We start from the raw sequence: 25,757 nt of genomic DNA on the forward strand, positions 1-25,757 counted from the left end.
TCAAGCTGCGTATATTACACGAATCGCGCAGCTTTGTGTCAACTTTTATGCAAGATGCGCAAATGCCTGCTGGCACCAGACCATGATCGGGTTCCAGGCCAGGCCCAGCGCCAGCAATGCCAGTGCGTTCACGCCCAGCACCACACCCAGCACGCGGTCCTTGCTGCGCGGCATGGCCTCGCCCACCGGCTCATCGAAGTACATGACCTTGATGACGCGCAGGTAGTAGAAGCAGCCGACCACGGCGCACAGCACGCCCAGGATCGCCAGCCACAACAGGCCACCGTTGATGGCTGCGCCGAGCACGGCCAGCTTGGTCCAGAAACCAAGGAACGGCGGGATGCCTGCCAGCGACGCCATGATGCACAGCACCAGGCCGGCCATCCACGGGTTGCGGGCGTTCAGGCCCTTGAAGTCCTCGATGTTCTCGGCCTCGAAGCCGGCACGCGACAGTGCGATGATCGCGCCGAAGGCTGCGGTCGACATGATCGCGTAGGCCAGGGCGTAGAACAGCGCAGCCGCATAACCCTGCGAACCGCCACCGGCGATGCCCATCAGCAGGAAGCCGATGTGCGACACGGTGGAGAACGCCAGCATGCGCTTGAGGTTGCTCTGTGCGATGGCCATCAGGTTGCCGATCACCAGCGACAACGCGGCCAGGCCGGCAATCATCAGCTGCAGTTCGGTCGACAGCGGGCCCACGCCCATTTCCAGCAGGCGATAGGCCATGCCGAAGGCGGCCAGCTTCGGTGCCGAGCTGATGAACAGCGCGATCGGTGCTGGTGCACCCTGGTACACGTCCGGCAGCCACATGTGGAACGGTGCGGCACCCAGCTTGAAGGCAACACCGGCAATCATGAACACCGCGCCGGTGATCAGCAGTACGCGCTCTTCCGAGTGCGGGATGGCAGCCTGGATGGCATCCAGGTGCAGGCTGCCGGTGGCGCCGTAGATCAGCGACATGCCGTACAGCAGCAGGCCCGAAGCCAGCGAGCCGAGGACGATGTACTTCATCGCCGCTTCCGAGGCCAGGCCGCTTTCACGGTTGCTGGCAACCAATGCGTAGGAGCACAGGGCCAGCAGTTCCAGGCCCAGGTACACCATCAGCAGGCTGCCGGCGGAGACCAGGATCATCATGCCGGCCGTGCCGAACAGAATCAGCACCGGAATCTCACCCTGGAACAGCTTGCGCTCGCGCAGATAGCCCCAGCCGTAGATCAGGGTCAGGCCGCTGAGCAGCACGATCCCGGTCTTCATCACGTCCGCGGCGGTATCGCGCACGAACATGCCATGGAAGACCTCCCCCTGCCCGCCCACACCGGTGGCCAGCATGAACAGTACGACGGCCAGTGCGGCGACCGAGAACAGGTGGGTGACGATCTTGTTCCGTTCGCTGACGAACAGGTCGAGGATCATCAGGGCGAAAGCGCTGCCGATCAGCACCAGCTCGGGAGCGAGCGGTGGCAGGTCAGCGGCGGTCAGTGGCAGCAGCGGCGAGGTGGTCATCATCAAATCCTGGAATTACAGCAACTTGCTGGATGCGATCTGCATCGCCAGCTTTGCGATCGAGGGCTCCATCAGGTCGGTCAGCGGCTTGGGGTAGATGCCCAGGGCCAGCACGCCAATGGCGAACACGCCCAGCACCAGCCATTCGCGGCCGTTGATGTCCTTCAGTTCGGCAACGTGGCTGTTGGCCACCTCGCCGAAGAAGACGCGCTTGTACAGCCACAGGGTGTAAGCCGCGCCGATGATCAGGGTGGTGGCTGCGCCCAGGGCGATCCACGGGTTCCGCTGGAACGCCGCGAGGATGACCATGAACTCGCCGACGAAACCGCTGGTACCCGGCAGACCCGCGTTGGCCATGAAGAACAGCATGGCGAAGGTGGCGAACCAGGGCATCACGTTGACCACGCCGCCGTAATCGGCGATGCGGCGGCTGTGCATGCGGTCGTACAGCACGCCGACGCAGGAGAACATCGCGCCGGACACGAAGCCGTGCGAGATCATCTGCACCATGGCGCCCTGCAGGCCCAGGCGGGCCGCATCGACGTTGCCGGCTTCACGCACCAGCCACAGGGCGATGAAGGTGCCCAGGGTGACGAAGCCCATGTGCGCGATCGACGAATAGGCGATCAGCTTCTTCATGTCGTCCTGCACCAGGGCGACCAGGCCGACGTAGATCACCGCGATAAGCGACAGTGCGATGACCAGCCATGCCCATTCCTGCGACGCATCGGGGACGATCGGCAGGTTGAAGCGCAGGAAGCCGTAGCCACCGATCTTCAGCGCGATGGCGGCCAGGATCACCGAACCGGCGGTCGGCGCTTCCACGTGCGCGTCCGGCAGCCAGGTGTGCACCGGGAACATCGGCACCTTGACCGCGAACGCGATCAGGAAGGCGAAGAAGATCCAGGTCTGTTCCTTGCCCGACAGCTGCAGTGCATAGAGGTCGGCAAGCTGGAAGCTGCCGCCCTTCATGTACAGGTAGATCAGCGCCACCAGCATCAGCACCGAGCCGAGGAAGGTGTACAGGAAGAACTTCAGCGCAGCGTAGATGCGGCGAGGGCCGCCCCAGACACCGATGATCAGGAACATCGGGATCAGCATCGCCTCGAAGAACACGTAGAACAGCATCGCGTCCGTGGCCGAGAAGATACCGACGGTGACACCTTCCAGGATCAGGAAGGCAGCCACGTACTGGTTCACGCGCTTGTCGATCGCGCTCCAGGCACCGATCAGGGCGAGCACGCTGACCAGCGTGGTCAGCAGGATCAGCGCTACGGCGATGCCGTCCACGCCCAGGTTGTAGCCGATGTTGTAGGTCGGGATCCAGGCGTGGGTCTCGACGAACTGCAGCGCGTCGATGCCCGGGTTGTAGCCGCCCAGCAGCGAGAGACTCGCCACGAAGGTCAGCACCGCGACGCCCAGGGACGCCCAGCGGGCGGTCTGCGCATCACGGATCGCAAGGATCAGGGCACCGCCGAGGATCGGCAGCCAGATGAGGACACTGAGTAGAGGCCAGTTCGACACGTCTTCTTATTCCGTACAGGTCATCAACGCAGGTAATGCATCAGCACGCCCAGGAGGGCAATCAGGCCGATGATCATCGCGAAGGCGTAGTGATAGAGGAAACCGGATTGGGTACGACGCAGCACGCTGGCTGCGACGTCCACAACACGTGCCGAGAGATTGACCACGCCGTCGACGATGTTGCTGTCGATCCAGCGCGAGACCTTGCCCAGCTTGACGCTGCCACCGGCGAGGCCATCGATCCACAGCTTGTCGAAGCCGTACTTGTTTTCCAGCACGGACACCACCGGGGCGAAGGTCTTGCGCGCCTTGCCCGACAGGTCCGGCTTCCACAGGTAGAACAACGCAGCCAGCAGGAAGCCTGCCAGGGTCAGCCAGAACGGCGGCAGCATCATGCCGTGCAGCGCGAACGCCACCGGACCATGGAACTCCTCGCCCAGGAAGGCCACGGTGTTCTTGGCCGGATCGTAGAAATCGACGATGCCGGTGAAGAACGTGTTGACCTGGCCCTTGATCGCCGCATGGGCGTGGTGACCGGCCCAGTCGGTGCCATGCAGCATCGGACCGATGCTGAAGAAACCGATGGCGATCGACGGGATGGCCAGCAGGATCAGCGGCAGCGTCACCACCCACGGCGTTTCATGCGGCTCATGCGGACCGTGGCCATGGCCGTGGTCGTCATGCGCGTCGGCATGATGTGCGTCGGCGGCATGGTGGTCGTCATGACCATGACCATGATCATCGTGTGCGTCGCGGAAGCGTTCCTTGCCGTGGAAGGTCAGGAACAGCAGGCGGAAGCTGTAGAAGCTGGTCACCAGCACGCCACCCAGCACGGCCCAGTAGCCATACGTGGCTACCCAGCTGTTCTGCATGTGGGCGTGGATCTCGGCGGCCTCGATGATGGTGTCCTTCGAGTAGAAGCCGGAGAAGAACGGCGTACCGACCAGGGCCAGGGTACCGATCCACATGGTGATGAAGGTGATCGGCATGTACTTGCGCAGGCCGCCCATCTTGCGCATGTCCTGCTCGTGGTGCATCGCGATGATGACCGAGCCGGCACCCAGGAACAGCAGCGCCTTGAAGAAGGCGTGGGTCATCAGGTGGAACACGGCGGCGGAGTATGCCGACACGCCCAGGGCGACGGTCATGTAACCCAGCTGGGACAGCGTGGAGTACGCGACGACGCGCTTGATGTCGTTCTGCACGATGCCGATCAGGCCGGTGAAGAACGCGGTGGTGGCACCGATGAACAGGATGAAGTTCAACGCGGTCTGCGACAGCTCGAACAACGGCGACATGCGGGTGACCATGAAGATACCGGCGGTCACCATCGTCGCGGCGTGGATCAGTGCCGAGATCGGGGTCGGGCCTTCCATCGAATCCGGCAGCCACACGTGCAGCGGAACCTGCGCCGACTTGCCCATGGCGCCGATGAACAGGCCGATGCAGATGACGGTGGCGATCGACCAGATCACCGGCTCGTTGAGCAGCTGCATGCCGAACATGGTGCCGTCCCAGATCTGCAGCTGGGCGCGCGGGTCGGCGAGCATGCCGGCCTGCGAGAACACCTGCGAGTAATCCAGGGTACCGAACACCCACAACACACCGGCGATGCCCAGCAGGAAGCCGAAGTCACCGACGCGGTTGACCAGGAACGCCTTCATGTTGGCGAAGATCGCGGTCGGGCGCTTGAACCAGAAACCGATCAGCAGGTACGACACCAGGCCTACTGCTTCCCAGCCGAAGAACAGCTGCAGGAAGTTGTTGCTCATCACCAGGGTGAGCATCGAGAAGGTGAACAGCGAGATGTAGCTGAAGAACCGCTGATAGCCCGGATCGTCCTGCATGTAGCCGATCGTGTAGATGTGGACCAGCAGCGACACGAAGGTCACCACCACCATCATCATCGCGGTCAGCTTGTCGACCATGAAGCCGACGTGGGCCGAGTACTGGCCGACTTCGAAGAACGTGTACAGGTTCTCGTTGAACGGCTGCGCCCCGCCCCACAGCAGCTGGTAGAGCGTGTGCATCGACAGGCCGCAGGCAACCGCGACACCGAGGATCGTGATGGTCTGCGCACCGAAGCGCTTGACCTGGCGACCGAACAGGCCGGCGATGATGCTGCCGAACAGCGGTGCAAGCACCACTGCGATCAACAGACTCTTGGAGAGAGTGATTTCCATCTGTGGATCAGCCCTTCAACGAATCGACTTCGCCGACATTGATCGTTCGGCGTGTACGGAACAGGGTCACCAGGATCGCCAGGCCGATGGCGGCCTCGGCAGCAGCCACGGTCAGGATGAAGAACACGAACAGCTGGCCGGCCGTGTCCCCCAGTTCCCGCGAAAACCCGACGAAATTGATGTTGACCGACAGCAGCATCAACTCGATGGACATCAGCAGGACGATGATGTTCTTGCGGTTGAGGAAGATGCCGGCGAGGCTGATGCAGAACAGCACCGCGCCCAGCGCCAGGATGTGGCCCAGAGTGATCATGCCTTGGTCTCCTCGTCGCCAGCGGCCGGCTTGGTGTTGCTGTGGATCAGCGGCTGCTCGACGTCCATCTTGACCACGCGCAGGCGGTCGTGTGCCTTGACCATGGTCTGCTGCGACGGGTTCTGCGTCTTCAGGCCTTCACGACGGCGCAGGGTCAGCATCACCGCGGCGACCACGGCCACGGTCAGGATGACGGCGGCGAACTCGAACGGCAGCAGGTACTCGGTGAACAGGCTGCGCGCCAGCCAGGTGACGTTGGAGCTGTCGGCGGCGAGCGCGGCGGCGTTGTCGGCCGGGAACGGGTTGACCGTCCTGCCCTTCACGCCGATCAGGATCAGCATCTGCACCAGCATGGCCACGGCCACGATCAGGCCGACCGGCAGGTAACGCACCCAGCCCTCACGCAGCTTGTCCGGATCGATGTCGAGCATCATCACCACGAACAGGAACAACACCATCACGGCACCAACGTAGACCAGCACCAGTGCCACGCCGAGGAACTCGGCGCCGACCAGCAGCCACACGCAGGCGATGGAGAAGAAGGTCAGCACCAGGCACAGGACAGCATGCACGGGGTTGCGCACGCTGATCACCGCAGCGGCCGAAACCGTTGCCGCGATGGCGAAGACCCAGAAAGCGATATTTACCCAATCCATCTCTCGACCTCAGCGGTAAGCGGCATCGGCGGCACGACGCTCGGCGATCTCGGATTCGAGACGGTCGCCCAGGGCCAGCAGCTGCGGCTTGGTAACGATGTTTTCGCCACGATTCTCGAAGTGGTACTCGAGGATGTGGGTCTCGACGATCGAGTCCACCGGGCAGCTTTCCTCACAGAAGCCGCAGAAGATGCACTTGAACAGATCGATGTCGTAGCGGGTGGTACGGCGGGTGCCGTCCTCGCGCTTGGCCGAATCGATGGTGATGGCCAATGCCGGGCACACCGCTTCGCACAGCTTGCAGGCAATGCAGCGCTCTTCACCGTTGGGATAACGGCGCAGGGCGTGCAGGCCACGGAAGCGCGGCGACTGCGGGAACTTCTCCATCGGGTACATCATCGTGTACTTCGGCTTGAAGCTGTACTTCAGCGTCAGCCAGAGACCGGCCAGCAGTTCGAGCAGCAGCAGGCTCTTGAAGTAATGGGTAATCCTGTTCATCACTTAGACGCCCTTTTGAATCACGCCGAAGAACACCATGACGGCGGTAACCGCGATCCAGAAAATGGTCAGCGGGATGAAGACCTTCCAGCCCAGGCGCATGATCTGGTCATAGCGGAAGCGCGGGAAGCTTGCTCGGAACCAGATGTAGGCACTGGCGAAGAAGAAGACCTTGACGAACAGCCACGGCCAGCCGCCCTTCCAGATCCAGTCGATGAACGGCGAGATCTCGCCCGGATTGACCCAGCCCTGGATCGGGCTCAGCCAGCCGCCGAGGAAGAAGATCGAGATCAGGAAGCTGATCAGGATCATGTTCGCGTATTCGGCCAGGAAGAACAGTGCGAAGGCACCGCCGGAGTACTCGACCATGTGGCCGGCGACGATTTCCGACTCGCCTTCCACCACGTCGAACGGCGCGCGGTTGGTTTCGGCAACGCCGGACACCCAGTACACGATGAACAGCGGGAACAGAGGGATCAGGAACCAATCGAAGAAGCCGGAGCTGCCAGCCTGGGCCATCACGATGTTGCTGAGGTTGAGGCTGCCCGAAGCGATCATCACACCGACCAGGGCAAAGCCCATCGCGATTTCGTAGCTGATCATCTGTGCCGAGGCGCGCATGGCGCCGAGGAACGCGTACTTCGAGTTGGAGGCCCAACCGGCCAGGATCACGCCGTAGATGCCCAGCGAGGTCATCGCCAGCAGGTACAGCAGACCGGCATTGGCGTTGGACAGCACCAGCTGGTTGTCGAACGGCACCACCGACCAGGCCGCGAAGGCCGGGGCCAGGGTGATCAGCGGCGCCAGCAGGAAGATCGCCTTGTTGGCGCTGCTGGGCTGCAGGACTTCCTTGAACAGCAGCTTGAAGACGTCGGCGAAGGCCTGGAAGATGCCCATGCCCACATACATCGGGCCGTGGCGGACGTGCATCCAGCCGATCAGCTTGCGTTCCCAGACCACGTAGAAGGCCACCGAGACGATCACCGGAACGGTGATCACCAGGATCTTCAGGATGATCCAGATCAGCGCGCCGATGTCACCGAGGCCAAGCAGCCACTGGTGCAGCGGATCGACCGCGTTAATCAGCAATTCGTTCATGCAGCCACCACCGAAACACGAGCGGCACCCAGCGGCGCGGTTGCGCCGTGGCCCGATTCAATCCAGACCGAACCCGCAGCGACGCGGGCATCGACCACCACCGGCAGGGTGGCCTTGCCGGCATCGGTGCCGACCTTGGCCATCTGCCCTTCCTGCAGCTGCAGGCGGGCGGCATCGTCAGCGTTGAGCACCATGCGCGGGGCGTTGTTCAGCGGATGCGACTGCAGCGCCGGGGCGCGACGGACCACCGCATCGGTGCGGTAGATCGCAGCGGTCGAGGCCACTTCCATGCCCTCGCCCGCCAGCACCGGCTGTGCCGACGCGGACACCTGCACGCTCACCGGTGCCAGGCTGGCGCGCAGGCCGGCCAGGTCGATGAACTCGAAGCCGGCCACGGCCAGCTCACCGCCAAGCGCACGCAGCACGCGCCAGCCCTCACGGGCCTCGCCCGGCAGCTTGCCGCCGGCACGGGCCGACTGCTCGCGACCATCGAGGTTCGTCAGGGTGGCATCGATTTCCGGCAGCGCACCGATCGGCAGGATCACGTCGGCGACGTCGCGGGTCGAGGCGCAGGCGAACTGGCTGAAAGCCACCACCTGTGCGCCGACCAGCGCCTTGCGCGCAGCCGGAGCATCGGCGAAGTCCAGGCCCGGTTCCAGGCCGTAGACCACGTAAGCCTTGAGCGGATCGGCCAGCATCGCGGCGACGTCCTTGCCGGCCGGCAGCACGCCGGCGCGGGTCAGGCCGATCGCGTTGGCGCCCTGCGGGATACGGCACAGCTTGGCACCGGTGGCGGCGGCGAACTCACGCGCAGCGGCGCGGATCGCGGCAGCCTGCGGGTGGTTCTCGGCGATGCCACCGACGATCAGCACCGTATTGGTACCGCCCTGCACCGCCGAACGCAGCTCGGCGTTGGCCAGCGCATCGGCGAACTTCGACGGCGCCACGATCTGCTTGCCGGCGATGCTGAAGGCGAAATCGAAATCGACCGGGTTGACGACGTGGATCTTCGCGCCGTTGGTCGTCTGTGCCTTGCGCAGGCGGGCGTGCAGCAGCGGCAGCTCGTGGCGGATGTTGCTGCCCAGAACGACGATACGGTCGGCGCCTTCGATCTCGGCCAGCGGCAGGCCGAACACTTCGGCGGTGGCGGCGTCGGAGAAGTCGCGGTTGTTGATGCGGTGGTCGATGTTGCTCGAACCCAGGCCAGTGGCCAGGCGGGCCAGCAGTGCGCCCTCTTCGTTCGAGGTCGACGGGTGCACCAGCACGCCCAGGTTGTCACCCTGGTTGGCCTTGAGGATCTCGGCAGCAGCGGCCAGGCCTTCAGCCCAGCTCACTTCCTTCCACTCACCATTAACCTTGCGCAGCGGCTTGACCGCACGATCTTCGCTGTACAGGCCCTGGTGCGAATAGCGGTCACGATCGGACAGCCAGCACTCGTTCACGGCTTCGTTGTCGCGCGGCACGGTACGCAGCACTTCGCCGCGACGCACGTGCAGGAACAGGTTCGAGCCCATCGCGTCGTGGTAGCCCAGCGATTCGCGCGCGGTCAGTTCCCACGGACGGGCGCGGAACTGGAACACCTTGTTGGTCAGCGCGCCGACCGGGCACACGTCAACCACATTGCCCGAAAGCTCGGTGGTCAGCGGCTTGCCGTCGTAGGTGCCGATCTGCAGGTTTTCACCGCGGTACATGCCACCCAGTTCGTAGGTACCGGCAACGTCGGCGGTGAAGCGGACGCAGCGGGTGCACTGGATGCAGCGGGTCATCTCGGTGGCGACCAGCGGCCCCATGTCCTCGTCGGCCACCACGCGCTTGCGCTCGTTGAAGCGGCTGACCGAACGGCCGTAACCCAGCGACACGTCCTGCAGTTCGCACTCGCCGCCCTGATCGCAGATCGGGCAATCCAGCGGGTGGTTGATCAGCAGGAATTCCATCACCGAGCGCTGGAACTTCAGCGCCTTTTCACTGCGGGTGGCGACCTTCATGCCATCCATCACCGGCGTGGCGCAGGCCGGTGCCGGCTTCGGCGACTTTTCCACGTCGACCAGGCACATGCGGCAGTTGGCAGCGATCGGCAGCTTCTCGTGGTAGCAGAAGCGCGGAATCGAAATGCCCGCCTTGTCGGCGGCCTGGATGATCATCGAACCCTTGGGCACGACCAGCGACTTGCCATCGATCTCGATGGTGACGTGGTCCGGTGGCACGCTGGGATTTATGGGTTGCGCGCTCATGCAGCGGCTGCCTCCACCTTCTTGCCGTCAACCATCGAATGACCGTTGACGATGTAGTACTCGAATTCGTCCCAGAACTGGCGCAGGAAGCCCTGGATGGGCCACGCCGCCGCTTCGCCGAACGCACAGATGGTGTGACCTTCGATCTGACCGGCCACGGTCTTCAACTGGTGCAGGTCTTCCATCGTGGCCTTGCCGGCGACGATGCGCTCCAGCACGCGGTGCATCCAGCCGGTACCTTCGCGGCACGGGGTGCACTGGCCACAGGATTCCTTGTGGAAGAACTGGCTGATGCGGCAAGCGAACTTGACGCAGCAGACACTGTCATCCAGCACCACGACCGCACCGGAACCCAGCCCGGAGCCCAGCGCACGGATGGTGTCGTAGTCCATCGGCAGGCCCTTCAGCTCGGCCGCGGTCAGCACCGGCATGGACACGCCGCCCGGGATCGCGCCCTTGAGCTTGCGGCCCGGCTTGAGGCCGCCAGCCATTTCCAGCAGGTCATCGAAGGTGGTACCGAGCGGCACTTCGAAGTTGCCGCCCTTCTGCACGCAGCCGGACACCGAGAAGCACTTCGGGCCGCCATTGGCGGTCAGGCTCAGGCCCTTGAACCACTCGGGACCATTGCGGATGATTGCCGGCACCGAACCATAGGTTTCGGTGTTGTTGATCGTCGACGGCTTGCCATACAGGCCAAAGTTGGCCGGGAACGGCGGCTTGTAACGCGGCTGGCCCTTCTTGCCTTCCAGCGATTCCATCAGCGCGGTTTCTTCGCCGCAGATGTAGGCGCCGGCACCGAGGGCGCCGTAGATATCGATATCCACGCCGGTACCCATCACGTTCTTGCCCAGCCAGCCGTTTGCATAGGCGTCGGCCAGGGCCTGTTCGAAGTGCTCGAACGGCTCGTGGTGGAACTCACCGCGCAGGTAGTTGTAACCCACGGTCGAACCGGTGGCATAGCAGGCGATCGCCATGCCTTCCACCACCGAATGCGGGTTGTAACGCAGGATGTCGCGATCCTTGCAGGTGCCCGGCTCGGATTCATCCGAGTTGCAGAGGATGTACTTCTGCACGTTGCCCTTGGGCATGAAGGACCACTTCAGGCCGGTCGGGAAACCTGCGCCGCCACGGCCGCGCAGGCCGGAGGCCTTGACCATCTCGATGACCTGCTCCGGCGGGATCTTCTCTTCGAGGATCCTGCGCAGGGCAGCATAGCCACCGGTCTTCAGATAGCTTTCGTACGACCACGGAGTGTCGTAATGCAGGGTGGTGTAGACCACCTGGTGCGGCAGCGGCGCGGGGCCGACCGGACCCTTGGATTCGTGGTGATGTGCCATGCCCTTACTCCAGCCCGTCCAGAAGCTCGTCGACCTTTTCCAGGGTCAGACGCTCATGGTAGTGACCATTGATGACCATCATCGGTGCACCCGCGCAGCCGGCCAGGCACTCTTCCTCACGCTTGAGGTAGACGCGGCCGTCAGCGGTCGACTGACCGTTCTTGATGCCCAGCTTCTTCTCGCAATGGCGCACGATGTCTTCGGCGCCATTGAGCCAGCAGCTGATGTTCGTGCAGATGGCCACGTTGTTGCGGCCCACCTTCTCGGTCTCGAACATCGAGTAGAAGCTGGCAACCTCGTAGGCCCACACCGGCGGCAGGTCCAGGTACTTGGCCACGCCGGCGATCAGCTCGTCGGTCAGCCAGCCCTGGTTCTGCTCCTGGGCAGCATGCAGACCCTGCAGCACGGCAGAGCGCTTGCGGTCCGGCGGGAACTTGGACAGCCAGTGATCGATGTGAGCGCGGGTTTTGTCGCTCAACACCACCATCGGGTCGACGTCGCGCGCCGCCTCGAAATTACCTGTCGCCTTCATCGGCCGACCTCAGCGAAATGCATAACGTGAAATTGCAGAAACTGCGGCGCCGGCTTGCGCCGGCTGCCTGCAGCGGGCGTTGGCGTGGCGGACGGCATTACCGGTCAACCTCGCCGAACACCAGATCGTAGGTACCGATCATCGCCACCACGTCGGCCAGCATGTGGCCGCGCACGATCGAATCGATCGAGGACAGGTGGGCGAAGCCCGGCGCACGGAGGTGTACGCGGAACGGCTTGTTGGCGCCGTCGGAAACCAGGTAGCAGCCGAATTCGCCCTTGGGCGCTTCAACCGCGGCGTAGGTCTCGCCGGCCGGCACGCAATAGCCTTCACTGAACAGCTTGAAGTGGTGGATCAGCGCTTCCATGTCGTCCTTCATGTCCTCGCGCTTGGGCGGAGCGACCTTGAAGTTCTTGACCATGACCGGGCCTGGGTTGGCCTTCAGCCACGCCACGCACTGCTTGATGATGCGGTTGGACTCGCGCATTTCAGCCACGCGGCACAGGTAGCGATCGTAGCAATCGCCTTCCTTGCCCAGCGGGATGTCGAAATCGACGGCGTCGTACTTTGCGTACGGACGCTTCTTGCGCAGATCCCAGGCGATGCCCGAGCCGCGCAGCATCACGCCGGTCATGCCCCACTGGTGGGCCAGCTCCGGCGTGACCACGCCGATGCCAACGGTACGCTGCTTCCAGATACGGTTGTCGGTCAGCAGGGTCTCGTATTCGTCGACACGACCCGGGAACTCATTGGTGAAGTTTTCCAGGAAGTCCAGCAGCGAACCTTCGCGCGAGGCGTTGAGGTTCTTCAGGGCCTTGCCCTTGTGCCAGCGCGATTCCTTGTACTTCGGCATGTGGTCCGGCAGGTCGCGGTAGACGCCGCCCGGACGGTAGTACGCCGCGTGCATGCGCGCGCCGGAGACCGCTTCGTAGCAGTCCATCAGCTCTTCGCGCTCGCGGAAGGCGTACAGCATGACTGCCATCGCACCCAGGTCGAGTGCGTTGGAGCCCAGCCACATCAGGTGGTTCAGGATGCGGGTGATCTCGTCGAACATCGTGCGGATGTACTGCGCGCGCTCCGGCGCCTCGATCCCCATCAGGGTCTCGATCGAGCGCACGTAGGCGTGCTCGTTGCACATCATCGACACGTAATCCAGGCGATCCATGTAGCCGATCGACTGGTTGAACGGCTTGGACTCGGCCAGCTTCTCGGTGCCCCGGTGCAGCAGACCCACGTGCGGGTCGGCACGCATGATGGTCTCGCCGTCCATCTCCAGGATCAGGCGCAGCACACCGTGCGCGGCCGGATGCTGCGGGCCGAAGTTCATGGTGTAGTTGCGGATTTCCTGCCGGCTTTCGGCAGCATTGCTGGCGAATGCTTCGCCGGCCTGGTGTACGTGACTCACTTCACTGCCTCCTGCGAGCGCTCGCCGGCAGCGGTCTGCAGACGGGCGTCGTCGCGGATCACGCGCGGCACGCCGACACGCGGCTCCACCGAGGTGACCGGTTCGTAGATGACACGCTTCTTTTCTTCGTCGTAGCGGACTTCGACGTTGCCGATCAGCGGGAAGTCCTTGCGGAACGGATGGCCGACGAAACCGTAATCGGTCAGGATCCGGCGCAGGTCCGGGTGACCTTCGAAGATCACGCCATACAGGTCGAACGCTTCGCGCTCGAACCAGTTCAGGCCCGGCCAGATGCCGGTCAGCGAGGACACCACCGGCAGCGCTTCGTCAGGAGCGAAGCAGCGCAGGTGCATCATCAGGTTGTGCTGGTACGAACGCAGCTGTGCGACCACGGCAAAGCGCTGGGTCGGCATGTGCTGCGGGCGGGCACCGTCGGCGCTCTCTTCGCTGGGGAATTCGCCCCAGGCGAAGCGGCCCTGGGCCTTGCCTTCGACACCGCGGCTGAAGCCCTGCGACGACACGTCGGCGGTGTCCCACTCATCGGAACCATAGCCGAGGTAATCGACGCCGCAGAGATCAACGGCCTGTTCGAAACCAAACTCGTCACGCAGCGCGAGGGCGGTGGCGTGCCACTCAGTGGCAGGCACTTCCAGCGTCACTTCGCCGCGGGGTTCGACCACGATGACCTTCGCACCTGCGAAACGTGCGGAGAGTCGGTCGATGAAGGATGCTTGCTCTGCCATGGGGGCTTGGCGCGCTCTTGTCAGGTAAAGGGGTCAGCGGGCGATGGTCTGTGTACGCCAGATCTTCTTCTGCAGCTGCAGGATCCCGTACACCAGCGCCTCGGCGGTCGGCGGGCAGCCCGGGACATAGATGTCCACCGGCACCACGCGATCACAGCCGCGCACCACAGAATAGGAGTAGTGGTAGTAACCACCGCCGTTGGCGCAGCTGCCCATGGAGATCACCCACTTGGGGTCGGGCATCTGGTCATAGACCTTGCGCAGCGCCGGGGCCATCTTGTTGACCAGGGTGCCGGCGACGATCATCACGTCGGACTGACGCGGCGACGGGCGGAACACCACGCCGTAGCGGTCAAGGTCCAGGCGCGCCGCACCTGCGTGCATCATTTCGACCGCACAGCAGGCCAGACCGAAGGTCATGGGCCACATCGAACCGGTACGTGCCCAGTTCAGCAGGGCATCGACGCTGGTGGTGACAAAGCCCTTTTCCAACAGGGGGTTGTCGCCTTCCGGCCGCAGGATGTCATCAACCCGCCCTTCCGGGACAGGATTGGTCATCAGGCCATCGAGAGTCTGAATCACTCCCATTCCAGCGCTCCCTTCTTCCAGACATAAATGAAACCGAGGAACAGCATGCCGACGAACAGACCCATGGTGACGAGCGAACGCGCGCCAAGCTCCATGAAGACCTGCGTCCACGGCACGATGAAGATGATTTCCAGGTCGAAGACGATGAACTGGATCGCGATCAGGTAGTAGCGCACGTCGAACTTCATACGTGCGTCTTCGAAGGCTTCGAAGCCGCACTCGTACGGCGACAGCTTTTCCAGATCGGGGCGGCGGGGACCGAGGAATCGACCAACCAGCATCAGCGTAATGCCGATACCGGTGGCAACGATCAGAAACAGCAGAGACGGCAAATATTCGGCCAGCACAGCGATTCTCTCTTGCCTCTGCCGCTGCGCCTGCAGGCGCTTTGGCATGGGGGAGTGGACGGGAATCTGCCTGGCGCCTTGCGCGCCAGACGAACCCGCTTTACTTACTAAATGGTGCCCAAGAGGGGACTCGAACCCCTACGACCTAAGTCGCTACCACCTCAAGGTAGTGCGTCTACCAATTCCGCCACCTGGGCAAACGATCACATCAGACTATCTTCCCGATGCGCCGCGTATTGTAACCGGCTTCAGTCTTTCTGGGAGCCTTCCGAAGGCTTTTCTTCACCAGAAACCGAAGATTCCGCCTGAGCCGGCACAGTTGCGGCCGGAACCGGGGCGGCCGGGACCGCATCGGCCTTCGGAACGGCCGGCAATTCGCCCGCCGGAGCGGCCGGAGCACTGGCCGCCGGGGCGGACATCAGGCCCAGATCCTGATCGGCGGCCGGGCGGTTGCCGTGGCCGGCGTACCAGGCCATGAAGAGGCTGATACCGAAAAACACCACGGCCAGCCACTTGGTCGACTTGGACAGGAAGTTGGACGCGCCACGCGCACCGAACACAGTCCCCGAGGCGCCAGCGCCAAAGCCCGAACCTGCCGCCGCACCCGAGCCACGCTGCATCAGGATCAGCGCGACCATGGCTACGGCAACCAGCACGTAGACGACATTGAGGATCAACATCAGCATTGGAAATCCGCCCTCGGACTAGAGTGCCGGCGGCTAGCCGGCAACCGTAACTAATTGTTTGCCGCCGCCTCTGCGATGGCCAGGAAGTCGGCGGCCACCAGGGAGGCACCACCAACCAACCCACCATCGACATCCGGCTGCGCGAACAGTTCCCCGGCATTGTCGGGCTTCACGCTACCGCCGTAAACAATGGGCAGTGAATCAGCAATTCTAGCATCGATGCGCGCGACTTCGCCACGAATGAACGCGTGCACCTGCTGCGCCTGCTCCTTGGTTGCGGTACGGCCGGTTCCGATCGCCCAGACCGGCTCGTAGGCGACCACGGCATTGGCGAAGCCTTCCGCCCCGACAAGTTCGAGCACCGGGGCCAGCTGGCTGGCGATGACCGACTCGGTCTGTCCGGCCTCCCGCTGCTCAAGGGTTTCACCGACACACAGCACCGGCACCAGGCCGGCGTGCAGGGCGGCCGCGAACTTGCGCGCGACCAGCTCACTACTCTCGTTGTGGTACTGGCGGCGCTCGGAGTGGCCGACCAGGCCATAGCGGGCACCCACCTCGTGCAGCATGGCCGCGCATACCTCACCGGTGTAGGCGCCCTTCTCGTTGCTGCTGACGTCCTGTGCACCAAAGGCCAGGCCGGTGTCGCCGAAATCTTCGACCAGCTCACCCAGGTAGGGCATCGGCGGCAGGATCACCACCTCCACCCCGCGCTTCGGCAGCCCGGCGGCGACCTGCCCCAGCAGTTCGGTGGCGAATTGACGGCTGCCGTGCAGCTTCCAGTTTCCAGCGACGATCTTGCGGCGCATGAGCGGGTGGCTCCTGTATGAACTCAGCCGCCCATGATACCTGCTGCGGCAAAAAACCGTTTCTTTGTAAGCGGTTACATGGATTTTCAGCCAACGGCGCAGCCCCTCGTGGCGGGTTTGAGGTTGGGTTGGCCGCGGAGAGCCCCGGCTGGATTTGCGGGGTTGGCCGGGCAGGTGGGACTGGCGAGGGACGCCGTGAACCCATCCCTGGGGGCTTGGCCCCGGCATCCATGCCGCGGACACCCTCGCCAGCCCCACCCGCCCGGCCCATGACACATTGCGGCGGTCCGCCCGCCACGGAAAGAAAAAAGAAGATCAAAAGCAAAAGCGAAAGCAGAGCTTCGGCCCCCTCCCCTGCTTCGAGATCTGACAGATCTCATCCACGCATGACCTGGATAGATCGTGTCGACCAAGGTCGACGCCTACCAACAGCCGCAGGGAGGTGCCGAAGGCGGGGAGGTGTCGGATGGCGGGGTGTCCGCGGCATGGATGCCGCGGCCAAGCCCCCATGGATGGGTTTACGGCGTCCCCGCCATCCGACACCTCCCCGCCTCCCCACGGAACATTCCAGAGCCGCTTTGGCTTTGGCTTTGGCCTCTGCGGGTGCAGGGTGCAACCCTGCAAAGGAAAAGGCCGCCTTTCGGCGGCCTTCTCATTCATTACTTCAGCTTGATCTCGCGCAGGCGCTCTTCGAGGAAGCCGTGCGCGGTGATCGGCTCCGGGTACCGGCTCGGGTTCTCCTCGGTAATGCACGAGGGCAGCACGTCGATCAGGAAATCCGGGTTCGGGTGCAGGAAGAACGGCACCGAATAGCGCGGCTGGCGGGCCAGCTCGCCCGGGGGATTGACCACACGGTGGATGGTCGACGGATACACGTGGTTGGTCAGGCGCTGCAGCATGTCGCCGATGTTGACCACGATGGTGTCCGCGTCCGAGGTGAACGGCACCCAGTCCCCATCATGCGACTGCACTTCCAGGCCTGCCGCGCTGGCACCGACCAGCAGCGTGATGAAGTTGATGTCGCCATGGGCACCGGCACGCACGTTCGGGATGTCGTCGGTGGTGATCGGCGGGTAATGGATCGGGCGCAGGATCGAATTGCCGAAATTGGTCTTGTCGGCAAAGAAGTGCTCCGGCAGGCCGATGTGCAGGGCCAGGGCCGACAGCACGCGCGACCCCAGGTTGTCCAACGCCTGGTACAGGCCGTAACCACGCTCACGGAAACCCTCGACCTCGGACGGCCACAGGTTCGGCGCCATCACGTCCCGGTACTTGGAGTCGTCGGCGATCTCGCGACCGATGTGCCAGAACTCCTTCAGGTCGAAGTGCTTGGAGCCCTTGGCAGTCTCCACACCGAACGGGGTATAGCCACGGGCGCCGCCGCTGCCAGCCACGTGGTACTTGCGCTTGGTCTCATCCGGCAGTGCGAAGAAGGCCTTGAAGACGTCATAGGCCCCATCGATGTCGGCCTGCGGGATGCCGTGGTTGCGAATGCCGGCAAACCCCCATTGGCGATATGCCGCCCCGAGCTCGGCCACGAAGGCGTCGCGGTCACTGTCGAAACGGGTGATGTCGAGGGTGGGGATCTGGCTCACAGCGGTTCCTGGCTTGTCGTTGAGTCGGTACGGGCCGCCCGGGTCACAGCGGCCGATCTGAACATTGTGACAGATAGATCGGGACACGCCACCGACACGCTGAAACAAACCGATACAATGCGCAACCCGCGCGCGAGTTAACGACTTCGTCACGCCGGGAAACGCCCTCGCTGCCCACCTGAAACCGCCCTGCCATGGACGCCGCCCTGCCCGACGCCATCACCGCCGATATTCCCGGGCCAGCCCGACGCTGGCGCAGGCTGGCCTGGTGGTCCCTGTTCATCGCGGCCAACGCGGCGCTTGCCGCGCTCATTGCGCTGGGCAACGTGCCGCTGCGCGACAACCCTGGCGGGACGCTCGGTCTGGCCTATCTGGCGATTGCCCTGCCCGGCCATCTGCTCGCGTTCGGCGCACTGGCCGGCCTGCTGCCGTTGGCCATCGGCCTGTGGCCGCGCAGCGCGCGCGCATTGAGCGTGTCGGCGGTGATCTGCCAGGGCCTGTGGCTGTGCCTCCTGCTGGTGGATGCCAAGGTGTTCGCGCTGTATCGCTTCCACCTCAACGCGATGGTCGCCAACATGGTGTTCGGCGGCGCCCTGCAGGACCAGGTGAGCCTGTCCTGGAAGACCTGGCTGCAGGCGATAGCCTTGGTCTCGGCGATCTTCGCCGCGCAGGGCCTGCTGGCCTGGGCGTGCTGGAAGCTGCTGCCTGCGGCACCGCGGCGGCGACGGGTACTGCAGGCGTGGGCGGTGATCGCCCTGCTGATGGGCGGGGGCCAGGTCGCCACTGCCTACTACGACGCGCTCGGCGAACGCGCGGTGATCAGCCAATGGAATTACCTGCCGTGGGCGCAGCCGATCACCGCCAAGAGCGCGATGCGCCGCTTCGGCGTGGTCAGCCAGCACCAGGTCGGCCTGCCCGATCCGCGCCATGCCCAGCTCAACTATCCATTGCAGCCCCTGCGCTGCCAGAGCCACCAGCGCCCGAACGTGTTGATGGTGGTGCTGGAGTCGTTGCGCCACGACGTGCTCACCCCGCAGTTCATGCCCAACGCATCGGCACTGGCCCGGTCCTCGCGGGTGTACGCGCATCATTTCAGCACCGGCAACGCCACCCGCTACGGCCTGTTCGGGCTGCTGTACGGCCTGCCGGGTGGCTACTGGCCCAGCATGCTCGACGAGCAGCGTGGCTCGCAGTTGTTCAAGGTGCTGGGACAGCAGGGCTATGACCTGCATCTGTATGGCAGCGCGCCGCTGTACAGCCCGGAATTCGATCGCACGGCGTTCGCTGATGTCCGCGACCAGTTGCACCAGGGGCCGTCCGAACTGACCTCCGACGGCCGTGATGCCGCCATCGTCGCTGGACTGCAGAAGGACATCCGCGCCAGCCAGGCTGCGCAGCGCCCGTGGTTCGGTTTCGTGTTCCTCGATTCCACCCACGCGCCGTACCACATGCCAGCCGGCTATCCGCCGCTCGCTACGCCGATGGCCGATGCCATCGATTTCCTCAAGTTCGGCCCCGAGCACGATCCAACGCCGGAACTGAACCGTTATCACACCTCGGTGCATTACGCCGACAGCCTGATTGGATCGCTGCTGGATGACCTGCGCGCACAGGGCCTGGAGCAGAACACGATCGTGCTGGTGACCGGTGACCACGCCGAGGAATTCAACGACCTCAAGCTCAACTACTGGGGCCATAACGGCAACTTCTCCAATTACCAGCTGCAGGTGCCGTTCGTGCTGCATTGGCCGGGCCAGGCTGGCGGCCGCGACGCGCGCGTCAGCTCGCATGAAGACTGGGTACCGACGCTGATGCGTCACGGCCTGGGCTGCGAGAACGCATTGACCGACTACAGCACCGGCCACGACCTGCTCGCTGCACCGACCGGCAAGCGTGCGCTGGTGGTGGAAAGCTGGTCGCAGCGCGCAGTGCGCACTGGCGAGGCGATCTACGTGTTCGACAAATTCGGCAACGCCACCGCGCTCGACGCGCGCTACCGCCCCCTGCCGCAACAGACCCCCGACGCCGCCAGCATCCGCGCGGCATGGGAAGCGCTGACGCGCTTCCGCAACCGCTGAATCCAAGGACCGATCCACCATGAACCGTCCGCTGCGCATCCTGCATACCGAAGCCGCCAAAGGCATGGGTGGGCAGGAAATCTACATTTTCCGCCACATGCAGGTGATGCGCGCGCGCGGCCATGACGTCGCCCTGCTGTGCCAGCCCGACGCGCGCCTGGCCACCCGCGCGCGCGACGATGGCTTCACCGTGCATACGCTGCGCATGGGCGGCATTGCCCGGCTGCTGCGCGGCATCTGGTCGGTATCACGGCTGGTGCGCCGCGAGCGCTACGACGTGGTCAACACCACCAGCCGTCGCGATGCATTGATTGCCGCCGCGGGTGCACGCCTGGGCGGCACACCGCTGGTGGTGCGCTCGCGCCACCTGATGAGCCCGGTGAATTCGCTGCTGACCTACACCGGCCTGCCGCACCGGGTCATCACCGTGAGCAACTTCGTCAAGCAACTGCTGGCGGACCGAGGAATTCCCGCCGATCACATCGGCATCGTGCCGCCGATGGCGGTTTCTCCAACCGGCATCGACGCCGCGCAGGAGCCGTCCTGGCAGGCGCTGCAGGAGACGCGTGCACGCGTGCGCGGCGAGCTCGGATTCGACGAACAGGACATCGTGGTGGGCTGCGTGGCCGTGCTGCGTGAACCCAAGGGCCACGCCGAACTGCTGCAGGCCATGGTGCCGCTGTGCAAGGCCAACCCCCGCCTGCATCTGGTGGTGGTCGGCGATGGCCAGGCAGTGATGCAGCGCCTGCAGGCCACCTGCGCCGAGCACGACCTGCAGCGTCAGGTCCATCTGCTGGGCTTCCGCAGCGATGCCAGCCAGCTGATGCCCGGCTTCGACATCTTCGCTCTGGCCACACACAAGGAAGCGTCGGGCACGGTGTTCCTGGAAGCGGCACAGGCGGGCCTGCCGATCGTGTCGCACCGGGTCGGCGGCGTGCCTGAAATGCTGGTGGAAGGCAGCAATGCCATCCTCACCCGACTCGGTGACGGCGCCGCCCTGACCGGCGCGCTGCGGCTGCTGGTGGACGATCCCGAGCGCCGACGGCAGATGGGACGTTCCGGCTGGGACTGGATCCGCAGCGCCAAGCGTTTCAGCCCCGAAGGCCACGCTGAGGCCACCGAACACTACTACCACCAATGGATGAAGGAGCTGGGTCATGGCTAATGCCAGAACCGTACCGGTGCTGATGCATCATCACGTCAGCAACTCGCCCGGCATGATCACGGTGTCGCCGGAGAATTTCGAAAGCCAGATCGCCTGGCTGGCACGCACCGGCTGGACCTCCTTGACACTGGACCAGTACGCCGGTTTCCTGGCCGGCAAGCCGGTGCCGCGCAAGTCGATCGTGATCACCTTCGATGATGGCTACCTGGACAACTGGGTCTACGCCCATCCAATCCTGCAGAAGTACGGCATGCACGCGGTGGTGTTCGTGGTGACCGGCTGGATGCACGAGGGCCCGATGCGCCCGCATGCCGGCATCACCGGTGCCACGCTGCCGGAAACGCCCGAGCATCGCGCCTGCGAAGACCTGATCTACAAGCAGGACCGCAGCGACGAAGTGATGATGCGGTGGAGCGAAGCACGTGCGGCCATCGAGGCCGGCACCTTCGAGATCCATTGCCATACCCACACCCATACGCGCTGGCTGCGCCGCCAGGACCTGGATCGCGCCCAGCGCCGTGCCGGCATCAGTGGCGACCTGTCGAAGGCCAGGGAAGTGCTGCTGGAGAAGCTGGGCGAAGTGTCGGACACGCTGTGCTGGCCGTACGGTGATTTCGACCAGGACTACATCGAAGTGGCACGCGAGCAGGGGTTCCGCTACCTGCACACCACCCATCCGTTCGGACGCAACGTGGTCGGCAGCGACCCCGAGCACATCTACCGCTTCGCCATCCGTAACCGGCCGGCAAGCTGGCTGCGCAAGCGCATCGCATGGAGCTACAACCCGCTGATCGCACCGCTGTTCAATGGCTTCAAGGCGCGGCAGAAGAAGATGGTGCCGGGGCCGTGACGGCGTCTCCAGGCCCGGTCTGACACAGCTTCGGCAAGGAAGCTTCAACCGATTGGAAGGAATACAGGAAATGAACGTTCTGGTTACCGGCGGTGCGGGATTCATCGGCTCCCACACCTGTGTGGAACTGCAGCAGCAGGGCCATGCGGTGGTCATCGTCGATTCGCTCTGCAACAGCGACGCCGGGGTGATCGGCCGGATCGGCGACATCACCGGCATCACGCCGCTGTTCGTACAGGCCGATGTGCGCGATCGTGCGCGGATCGCGGCCCTGCTGCGCGAGCATTCGATCGATGCGGTACTGCATTTTGCCGCGCTGAAGTCGGTTGGCGAATCGCGGCAGATGCCGCTGGACTACTTCGACAACAACATCAGCGGCACCCTGGCCCTGCTCGGCGCCATGCGCGATGCCGGCGTGGGCACGTTCGTGTTCAGCTCGTCGGCAACCGTGTACGGCGACCAGGACCATTGCCCGGTGGCCGAGACCGCCGCGACCTGCGCGATGACGCCCTATGGCCGTTCGAAGCTGGTGGTGGAACAACTGCTGTCCGATCTGGTCGGCGCCGATGCAGCGCTGCATGTGGCAACGCTGCGCTACTTCAATCCGGTGGGTGCACATTCAAGCGCCCTGATCGGCGAACTGCCGCACGGAACACCCAGCAACCTGATGCCCTACATCGCCCAGGTGGCCGCCGGCCTGCTGCCCGAAGTGCAGGTGTTCGGTGATGACTATCCGACCTGCGACGGTACCGGCGTACGCGACTACATCCATGTGGAGGATGTGGCGCGGGCCCATGTGCTGGCGCTGCAGTACCTGCGCGACAAGCGCCGCAGCATCACCCTGAACCTGGGCACCGGACAGGGCCACAGCGTGCTGGAACTGATCAAGGCCTTCGAGCAGACCGTCGGTCGGGCGATTCCATTCCGGATCACCGGCCGCCGCACCGGCGACATCGCGGTGAGCTTTGCCGACCCGTCCCTTGCCCTGCGCGAACTGGGCTGGACTGCGCGCCATGGTCTGGCGGACATGTGCCGCGACACCTGGAAATGGCAGACGGAGATGCCGCGCAGCGCCTGATGCCTTGCTTGCACCAGACAGCAACATGGCCGCACAGGCGGCCATGTTGTCGGTTCAATCCAGCGACAGGGCTCAGGCCGCAGCCGCTGTCCTGACCGCCGCCGAAAGCCGATCCAGGGTGTCCTGCATCAACGTCGCGTCATCGGCCTCGACCGTGACCCGCACCACCGGTTCGGTGCCGGAGGGACGCAGGAAGGCACGTCCGCGGCCGGATACGGCCTGCTGCGCTTCGGTCAGCGCAGCCTGCACGCTCTCGGCCTGCACGATGGCCTTGGCCGAGACATCGCCGAGGCGCACGTTGACCGTCTTCTGCGGCACCTTGGACAACGGCTGCAGCGCTTCGCGCAGGCTCTTTCCCTGCTGCTTCAACGCCACCAGTACCTGCAGGGCACTGACGATGCCGTCGCCGGTGGTGGCCCGGTCCAGGCACAGCAGATGGCCGGACGCTTCACCACCGAGCACGCCGCCTCCCTCCACCAGTGCCTGATGCACGTAGCGGTCGCCGACGTTGCTGCGCTGGAACGGAATCTGCAGTTCGGCCAAGGCCTTTTCCAGACCGAAGTTGCTCATCAAGGTACCGACCACCGGGCCGCGCAGGCGACCTTCGGCCTGCCACGCGCGCGCCAGGATGTACACCAGGTCATCGCCGTCGACCGGGTTGCCGTGGTCATCGGCCATCAACACCCGGTCACCATCACCGTCGAAGGCGATGCCCAGGTCGGCGCGGGTCTCACGCACCTTGGCAGCGAGGTTGTCGATGTGGGTCGAGCCGACGCCGTCGTTGATGTTGATGCCATTGGGTTCGGCACCGATGCCGATGACCTCCGCACCCAGTTCGCGGAACAGCAGCGGCGCGATCTGGTAGGTGGCGCCATGCGCGCAGTCGAGCACCAGGCGCACGCCGCGAAGATCGAACGAGCGCGGCACGCTGGACTTGCAGAACTCGATGTAACGACCGACGGCCTCGCGTGCACGCGAGGCCTTGCCGAGCTTCTCCGAAACGGCCGTGGTGAACGGCACGTCCAATGCGGCTTCCAGCGCCAGTTCGGTGGCATCGTCGAGCTTCTCGCCCTGGGCGGAGAAGAACTTGATGCCGTTGTCGTAGTGCGGATTGTGCGACGCACTGATGACGATGCCCGCATCCACGCCGAGGGTACGGGTGAGGAAGGCAACGGCCGGGGTCGGCATCGGGCCGAGCAGCTGCACGTCAGCGCCGGCAGCGACCAGCCCGGCTTCCAGCGCGGCTTCGAACATGTAGCCGGAGATCCGCGTGTCCTTGCCAATCACCACGATCGGACGGCGTCCCTCCTGCCCGCGCTGGGCGACCAGCACGCGGCCCAGGGCGTTGCCCAGGCGCAGCACGAAATCCGCCGAGATCGCCCCTTGGCCAACCCGACCGCGGATGCCATCGGTACCGAAGTACTTGCGGCTCCCCATCAAATCTCCTCCGGTGCCGGCTCGCGACGCAGCATCGCCAGCAGGTCGGCCAGGCGGTCGCGCAGTTCACGGCGGTCGCAGATCTGGTCGATGGCACCGTGCTCGAGCAGGAACTCCGAACGCTGGAACCCTTCCGGCAGCTTCTCGCGCACGGTCTGCTCGATCACGCGCGGGCCGGCGAAGCCGATCAGTGCACGCGGTTCGGCAATGTTGATGTCGCCCAGCATCGCGAACGATGCCGACACACCGCCGGTGGTCGGGTGGGTCAGCACCGAAATGTACGGCTGTCCGGCTTCACGCAGCTTGCCCAGCGCGGCCGAGGTCTTGGCCATCTGCATCAGCGAGAACAGGCCCTCCTGCATGCGCGCGCCACCACTGGCGGAGAAGCACACGTACGGTGCGCCGATCTCGGCAGCGGTCTCGGCGGCAAGGGCGAAGCGCTCGCCGACCACCGAACCCATGGAGCCGCCCATGAAGGCGAAATCGAAGGACGAGGCCACCAGAGGACGGCCCTTGAGCAGGCCGCGCATGGCAATCAGCGCGTCGTACTCACCGGTGTTCTTCTGCGCGATCTTGATGCGCTCGCCGTACTTCTTCTGGTCCTTGAACTTCAGCAGGTCGGTCGGCCCCAGGCGGGCGGCGATCTCGGTGGTGCTGTCGGCGTCGAACAGCGCGGCCAGGCGCGCACGCGCACGGATGGCCATATGGTGGCCGCACTTCGGGCAGACCTCCAGATTCTCTTCCAGCTCCGGACGGTACAACGCACTGCCGCAGTTGCTGCACTTTTCCCACAGGCCCTCGGGGACGCTGCGCTTCTTGCTGGGGGTGTTGTCGGTGCGGATGCCAGACGGCATCAACTTGCTGAGCCAACTCATGCGGGAGGACACTTCCGTTCAGGGCGGCCCGAGGGCCGCAAAGGCGGACAGTCTAGCTCCGCTTTCCCTGCCCGTGCACCCCCTGCCCGGCCGTGGCCCCGGTGGAAAAAACCATGCTGGGACGTACGTTTAGGTGTTGGTAGCGCCGGCTGCTGGCCGGCAGCGCTTGCACGCGGGCAGGTACGGAGGATGCCGGCCAGCGGCCGGCACTACCGTTACGCCAGGT

Annotated in this window: 23 protein-coding genes and 1 tRNA gene; 4 read left to right on the forward strand and 20 right to left on the reverse strand. The window is 64.5% G+C overall.

The window, feature by feature from the left end:
* Positions 1-45: 45 nt before the first annotated feature.
* The 18 genes from nuoN to ACQ5SA_RS05310 form a co-directional block, all read right to left on the reverse strand.
* Complete coding sequence (gene nuoN, locus ACQ5SA_RS05225) at positions 46-1,506, reverse strand: NADH-quinone oxidoreductase subunit NuoN (protein WP_089236293.1); 1,461 nt, start codon at positions 1,504-1,506, stop codon at positions 46-48.
* A 15-nt stretch (positions 1,507-1,521) separates the two neighbouring features.
* Positions 1,522-3,030: an NADH-quinone oxidoreductase subunit M gene (locus ACQ5SA_RS05230; protein WP_089236294.1), complete on the reverse strand. Its 1,509-nt coding sequence runs from the start codon at positions 3,028-3,030 to the stop codon at positions 1,522-1,524.
* Between the two features lie 23 nt (positions 3,031-3,053).
* Positions 3,054-5,213 (reverse strand): NADH-quinone oxidoreductase subunit L, encoded by a 2,160-nt coding sequence (gene nuoL, locus ACQ5SA_RS05235; protein WP_180166332.1) that lies wholly within the window; start codon positions 5,211-5,213, stop codon positions 3,054-3,056.
* A gap of 7 nt (positions 5,214-5,220) precedes the next feature.
* The gene (gene nuoK / locus ACQ5SA_RS05240; RefSeq protein ID WP_033831640.1) at positions 5,221-5,526 is read right to left on the reverse strand and encodes an NADH-quinone oxidoreductase subunit NuoK; all 306 of its coding nucleotides are present in this window, start codon (positions 5,524-5,526) and stop codon (positions 5,221-5,223) included.
* Positions 5,523-6,182, reverse strand: a complete 660-nt coding sequence (locus tag ACQ5SA_RS05245) for an NADH-quinone oxidoreductase subunit J (protein ID WP_089236296.1) — start codon at positions 6,180-6,182, stop codon at positions 5,523-5,525. The genes nuoK and ACQ5SA_RS05245 overlap by 4 nt, the downstream gene beginning before the upstream one ends.
* A gap of 9 nt (positions 6,183-6,191) precedes the next feature.
* Entirely contained in the window at positions 6,192-6,680 is a 489-nt protein-coding gene (gene nuoI, locus ACQ5SA_RS05250; protein WP_005417924.1) for an NADH-quinone oxidoreductase subunit NuoI, read from the reverse strand.
* A gap of 3 nt (positions 6,681-6,683) precedes the next feature.
* Positions 6,684-7,778, reverse strand: coding sequence for an NADH-quinone oxidoreductase subunit NuoH (gene nuoH, locus ACQ5SA_RS05255; RefSeq protein WP_108265503.1), 1,095 nt, complete (start codon positions 7,776-7,778; stop codon positions 6,684-6,686).
* Positions 7,775-10,009 (reverse strand): NADH-quinone oxidoreductase subunit NuoG, encoded by a 2,235-nt coding sequence (gene nuoG, locus ACQ5SA_RS05260; RefSeq protein WP_499313020.1) that lies wholly within the window; start codon positions 10,007-10,009, stop codon positions 7,775-7,777. The genes nuoH and nuoG overlap by 4 nt, the downstream gene beginning before the upstream one ends.
* Complete coding sequence (gene nuoF / locus ACQ5SA_RS05265) at positions 10,006-11,346, reverse strand: NADH-quinone oxidoreductase subunit NuoF (RefSeq protein ID WP_499313023.1); 1,341 nt, start codon at positions 11,344-11,346, stop codon at positions 10,006-10,008. The genes nuoG and nuoF overlap by 4 nt, the downstream gene beginning before the upstream one ends.
* 4 nt (positions 11,347-11,350) lie before the next feature.
* Positions 11,351-11,878 carry an NADH-quinone oxidoreductase subunit NuoE gene (nuoE, locus tag ACQ5SA_RS05270; RefSeq protein ID WP_025876204.1) on the reverse strand — a complete coding sequence of 176 codons (528 nt, stop codon included), beginning with the start codon at positions 11,876-11,878 and terminating at the stop codon, positions 11,351-11,353.
* A 97-nt stretch (positions 11,879-11,975) separates the two neighbouring features.
* On the reverse strand, positions 11,976-13,283 hold the full coding sequence (locus ACQ5SA_RS05275) for an NADH-quinone oxidoreductase subunit D (RefSeq protein WP_089236300.1): 1,308 nt from the start codon (positions 13,281-13,283) through the stop codon (positions 11,976-11,978).
* Positions 13,280-14,026 (reverse strand): NADH-quinone oxidoreductase subunit C, encoded by a 747-nt coding sequence (locus ACQ5SA_RS05280; protein ID WP_499313030.1) that lies wholly within the window; start codon positions 14,024-14,026, stop codon positions 13,280-13,282. The genes ACQ5SA_RS05275 and ACQ5SA_RS05280 overlap by 4 nt, the downstream gene beginning before the upstream one ends.
* A gap of 33 nt (positions 14,027-14,059) precedes the next feature.
* Complete coding sequence (locus tag ACQ5SA_RS05285; RefSeq protein WP_089236302.1) at positions 14,060-14,614, reverse strand: NuoB/complex I 20 kDa subunit family protein; 555 nt, start codon at positions 14,612-14,614, stop codon at positions 14,060-14,062.
* The gene (locus ACQ5SA_RS05290) at positions 14,605-14,961 is read right to left on the reverse strand and encodes an NADH-quinone oxidoreductase subunit A (protein ID WP_005414075.1); all 357 of its coding nucleotides are present in this window, start codon (positions 14,959-14,961) and stop codon (positions 14,605-14,607) included. Before ACQ5SA_RS05290 ends, ACQ5SA_RS05285 begins: the two co-directional genes overlap by 10 nt.
* A 112-nt stretch (positions 14,962-15,073) precedes the next feature.
* Positions 15,074-15,158 (reverse strand) — tRNA-Leu (locus ACQ5SA_RS05295).
* 51 nt (positions 15,159-15,209) lie between these two features.
* Positions 15,210-15,647, reverse strand: coding sequence for a preprotein translocase subunit SecG (secG, locus tag ACQ5SA_RS05300; protein WP_025876192.1), 438 nt, complete (start codon positions 15,645-15,647; stop codon positions 15,210-15,212).
* Positions 15,648-15,697: 50 nt separating this feature from the next.
* Complete coding sequence (gene tpiA / locus ACQ5SA_RS05305) at positions 15,698-16,453, reverse strand: triose-phosphate isomerase (RefSeq protein ID WP_100553097.1); 756 nt, start codon at positions 16,451-16,453, stop codon at positions 15,698-15,700.
* 659 nt (positions 16,454-17,112) lie between these two features.
* The gene (locus ACQ5SA_RS05310) at positions 17,113-18,048 is read right to left on the reverse strand and encodes an isopenicillin N synthase family dioxygenase (RefSeq protein ID WP_499313035.1); all 936 of its coding nucleotides are present in this window, start codon (positions 18,046-18,048) and stop codon (positions 17,113-17,115) included.
* 194 nt (positions 18,049-18,242) lie between these two features.
* On the opposite strand from ACQ5SA_RS05310, the gene ACQ5SA_RS05315 reads away from it, so the two are divergent.
* The 4 genes from ACQ5SA_RS05315 to galE all read left to right on the forward strand — a co-directional run bounded on the left by ACQ5SA_RS05315 (position 18,243) and on the right by galE (position 23,219).
* On the forward strand, positions 18,243-20,126 hold the full coding sequence (locus tag ACQ5SA_RS05315; RefSeq protein ID WP_499313039.1) for a DUF3413 domain-containing protein: 1,884 nt from the start codon (positions 18,243-18,245) through the stop codon (positions 20,124-20,126).
* A 19-nt stretch (positions 20,127-20,145) separates the two neighbouring features.
* Positions 20,146-21,291, forward strand: a complete 1,146-nt coding sequence (locus ACQ5SA_RS05320) for a glycosyltransferase family 4 protein (protein WP_108264923.1) — start codon at positions 20,146-20,148, stop codon at positions 21,289-21,291.
* Positions 21,284-22,141, forward strand: a complete 858-nt coding sequence (locus ACQ5SA_RS05325; RefSeq protein ID WP_499313044.1) for a polysaccharide deacetylase family protein — start codon at positions 21,284-21,286, stop codon at positions 22,139-22,141. Before ACQ5SA_RS05320 ends, ACQ5SA_RS05325 begins: the two co-directional genes overlap by 8 nt.
* Before the next feature lie 70 nt (positions 22,142-22,211).
* Positions 22,212-23,219 (forward strand): UDP-glucose 4-epimerase GalE, encoded by a 1,008-nt coding sequence (gene galE / locus ACQ5SA_RS05330; RefSeq protein ID WP_499313046.1) that lies wholly within the window; start codon positions 22,212-22,214, stop codon positions 23,217-23,219.
* 72 nt (positions 23,220-23,291) lie between these two features.
* Here galE and glmM read toward each other — a convergent pair whose 3' ends face one another.
* Both glmM and accD read right to left on the reverse strand, forming a co-directional pair.
* Positions 23,292-24,656: a phosphoglucosamine mutase gene (glmM, locus tag ACQ5SA_RS05335; protein ID WP_499313048.1), complete on the reverse strand. Its 1,365-nt coding sequence runs from the start codon at positions 24,654-24,656 to the stop codon at positions 23,292-23,294.
* On the reverse strand, positions 24,656-25,531 hold the full coding sequence (accD, locus tag ACQ5SA_RS05340; RefSeq protein WP_230109749.1) for an acetyl-CoA carboxylase, carboxyltransferase subunit beta: 876 nt from the start codon (positions 25,529-25,531) through the stop codon (positions 24,656-24,658). Before accD ends, glmM begins: the two co-directional genes overlap by 1 nt.
* Positions 25,532-25,757: the final 226 nt, after the last annotated feature.

The sequence above is a fragment of the Stenotrophomonas indicatrix genome (genome assembly GCF_050573115.1).
Classification (GTDB): Bacteria; Pseudomonadota; Gammaproteobacteria; order Xanthomonadales; family Xanthomonadaceae; genus Stenotrophomonas; species Stenotrophomonas lactitubi_A.

Bases quoted from the DNA above. Each gene is read 5' to 3' on its own strand.
- ACQ5SA_RS05320 (WP_108264923.1), top strand. From the start codon at position 20,146: ATGAACCGTCCGCTGCGCATCCTGCATACCGAAGCCGCCAAAGGCATG.
- ACQ5SA_RS05285 (WP_089236302.1), bottom strand. From the start codon at position 14,614: ATGGGAGTGATTCAGACTCTCGATGGCCTGATGACCAATCCTGTCCCG.
- galE (WP_499313046.1), top strand. From the start codon at position 22,212: ATGAACGTTCTGGTTACCGGCGGTGCGGGATTCATCGGCTCCCACACC.
- nuoK (WP_033831640.1), bottom strand. From the start codon at position 5,526: ATGATCACTCTGGGCCACATCCTGGCGCTGGGCGCGGTGCTGTTCTGC.
- glmM (WP_499313048.1), bottom strand. From the start codon at position 24,656: ATGGGGAGCCGCAAGTACTTCGGTACCGATGGCATCCGCGGTCGGGTT.
- ACQ5SA_RS05325 (WP_499313044.1), top strand. From the start codon at position 21,284: ATGGCTAATGCCAGAACCGTACCGGTGCTGATGCATCATCACGTCAGC.
- nuoL (WP_180166332.1), bottom strand. From the start codon at position 5,213: ATGGAAATCACTCTCTCCAAGAGTCTGTTGATCGCAGTGGTGCTTGCA.
- nuoN (WP_089236293.1), bottom strand. From the start codon at position 1,506: ATGACCACCTCGCCGCTGCTGCCACTGACCGCCGCTGACCTGCCACCG.
- tpiA (WP_100553097.1), bottom strand. From the start codon at position 16,453: ATGCGCCGCAAGATCGTCGCTGGAAACTGGAAGCTGCACGGCAGCCGT.
- secG (WP_025876192.1), bottom strand. From the start codon at position 15,647: ATGCTGATGTTGATCCTCAATGTCGTCTACGTGCTGGTTGCCGTAGCC.
- nuoF (WP_499313023.1), bottom strand. From the start codon at position 11,346: ATGGCACATCACCACGAATCCAAGGGTCCGGTCGGCCCCGCGCCGCTG.
- nuoH (WP_108265503.1), bottom strand. From the start codon at position 7,778: ATGAACGAATTGCTGATTAACGCGGTCGATCCGCTGCACCAGTGGCTG.
- ACQ5SA_RS05315 (WP_499313039.1), top strand. From the start codon at position 18,243: ATGGACGCCGCCCTGCCCGACGCCATCACCGCCGATATTCCCGGGCCA.
- nuoI (WP_005417924.1), bottom strand. From the start codon at position 6,680: ATGAACAGGATTACCCATTACTTCAAGAGCCTGCTGCTGCTCGAACTG.
- ACQ5SA_RS05280 (WP_499313030.1), bottom strand. From the start codon at position 14,026: ATGGCAGAGCAAGCATCCTTCATCGACCGACTCTCCGCACGTTTCGCA.
- nuoG (WP_499313020.1), bottom strand. From the start codon at position 10,009: ATGAGCGCGCAACCCATAAATCCCAGCGTGCCACCGGACCACGTCACC.
- ACQ5SA_RS05245 (WP_089236296.1), bottom strand. From the start codon at position 6,182: ATGGATTGGGTAAATATCGCTTTCTGGGTCTTCGCCATCGCGGCAACG.
- accD (WP_230109749.1), bottom strand. From the start codon at position 25,531: ATGAGTTGGCTCAGCAAGTTGATGCCGTCTGGCATCCGCACCGACAAC.
- nuoE (WP_025876204.1), bottom strand. From the start codon at position 11,878: ATGAAGGCGACAGGTAATTTCGAGGCGGCGCGCGACGTCGACCCGATG.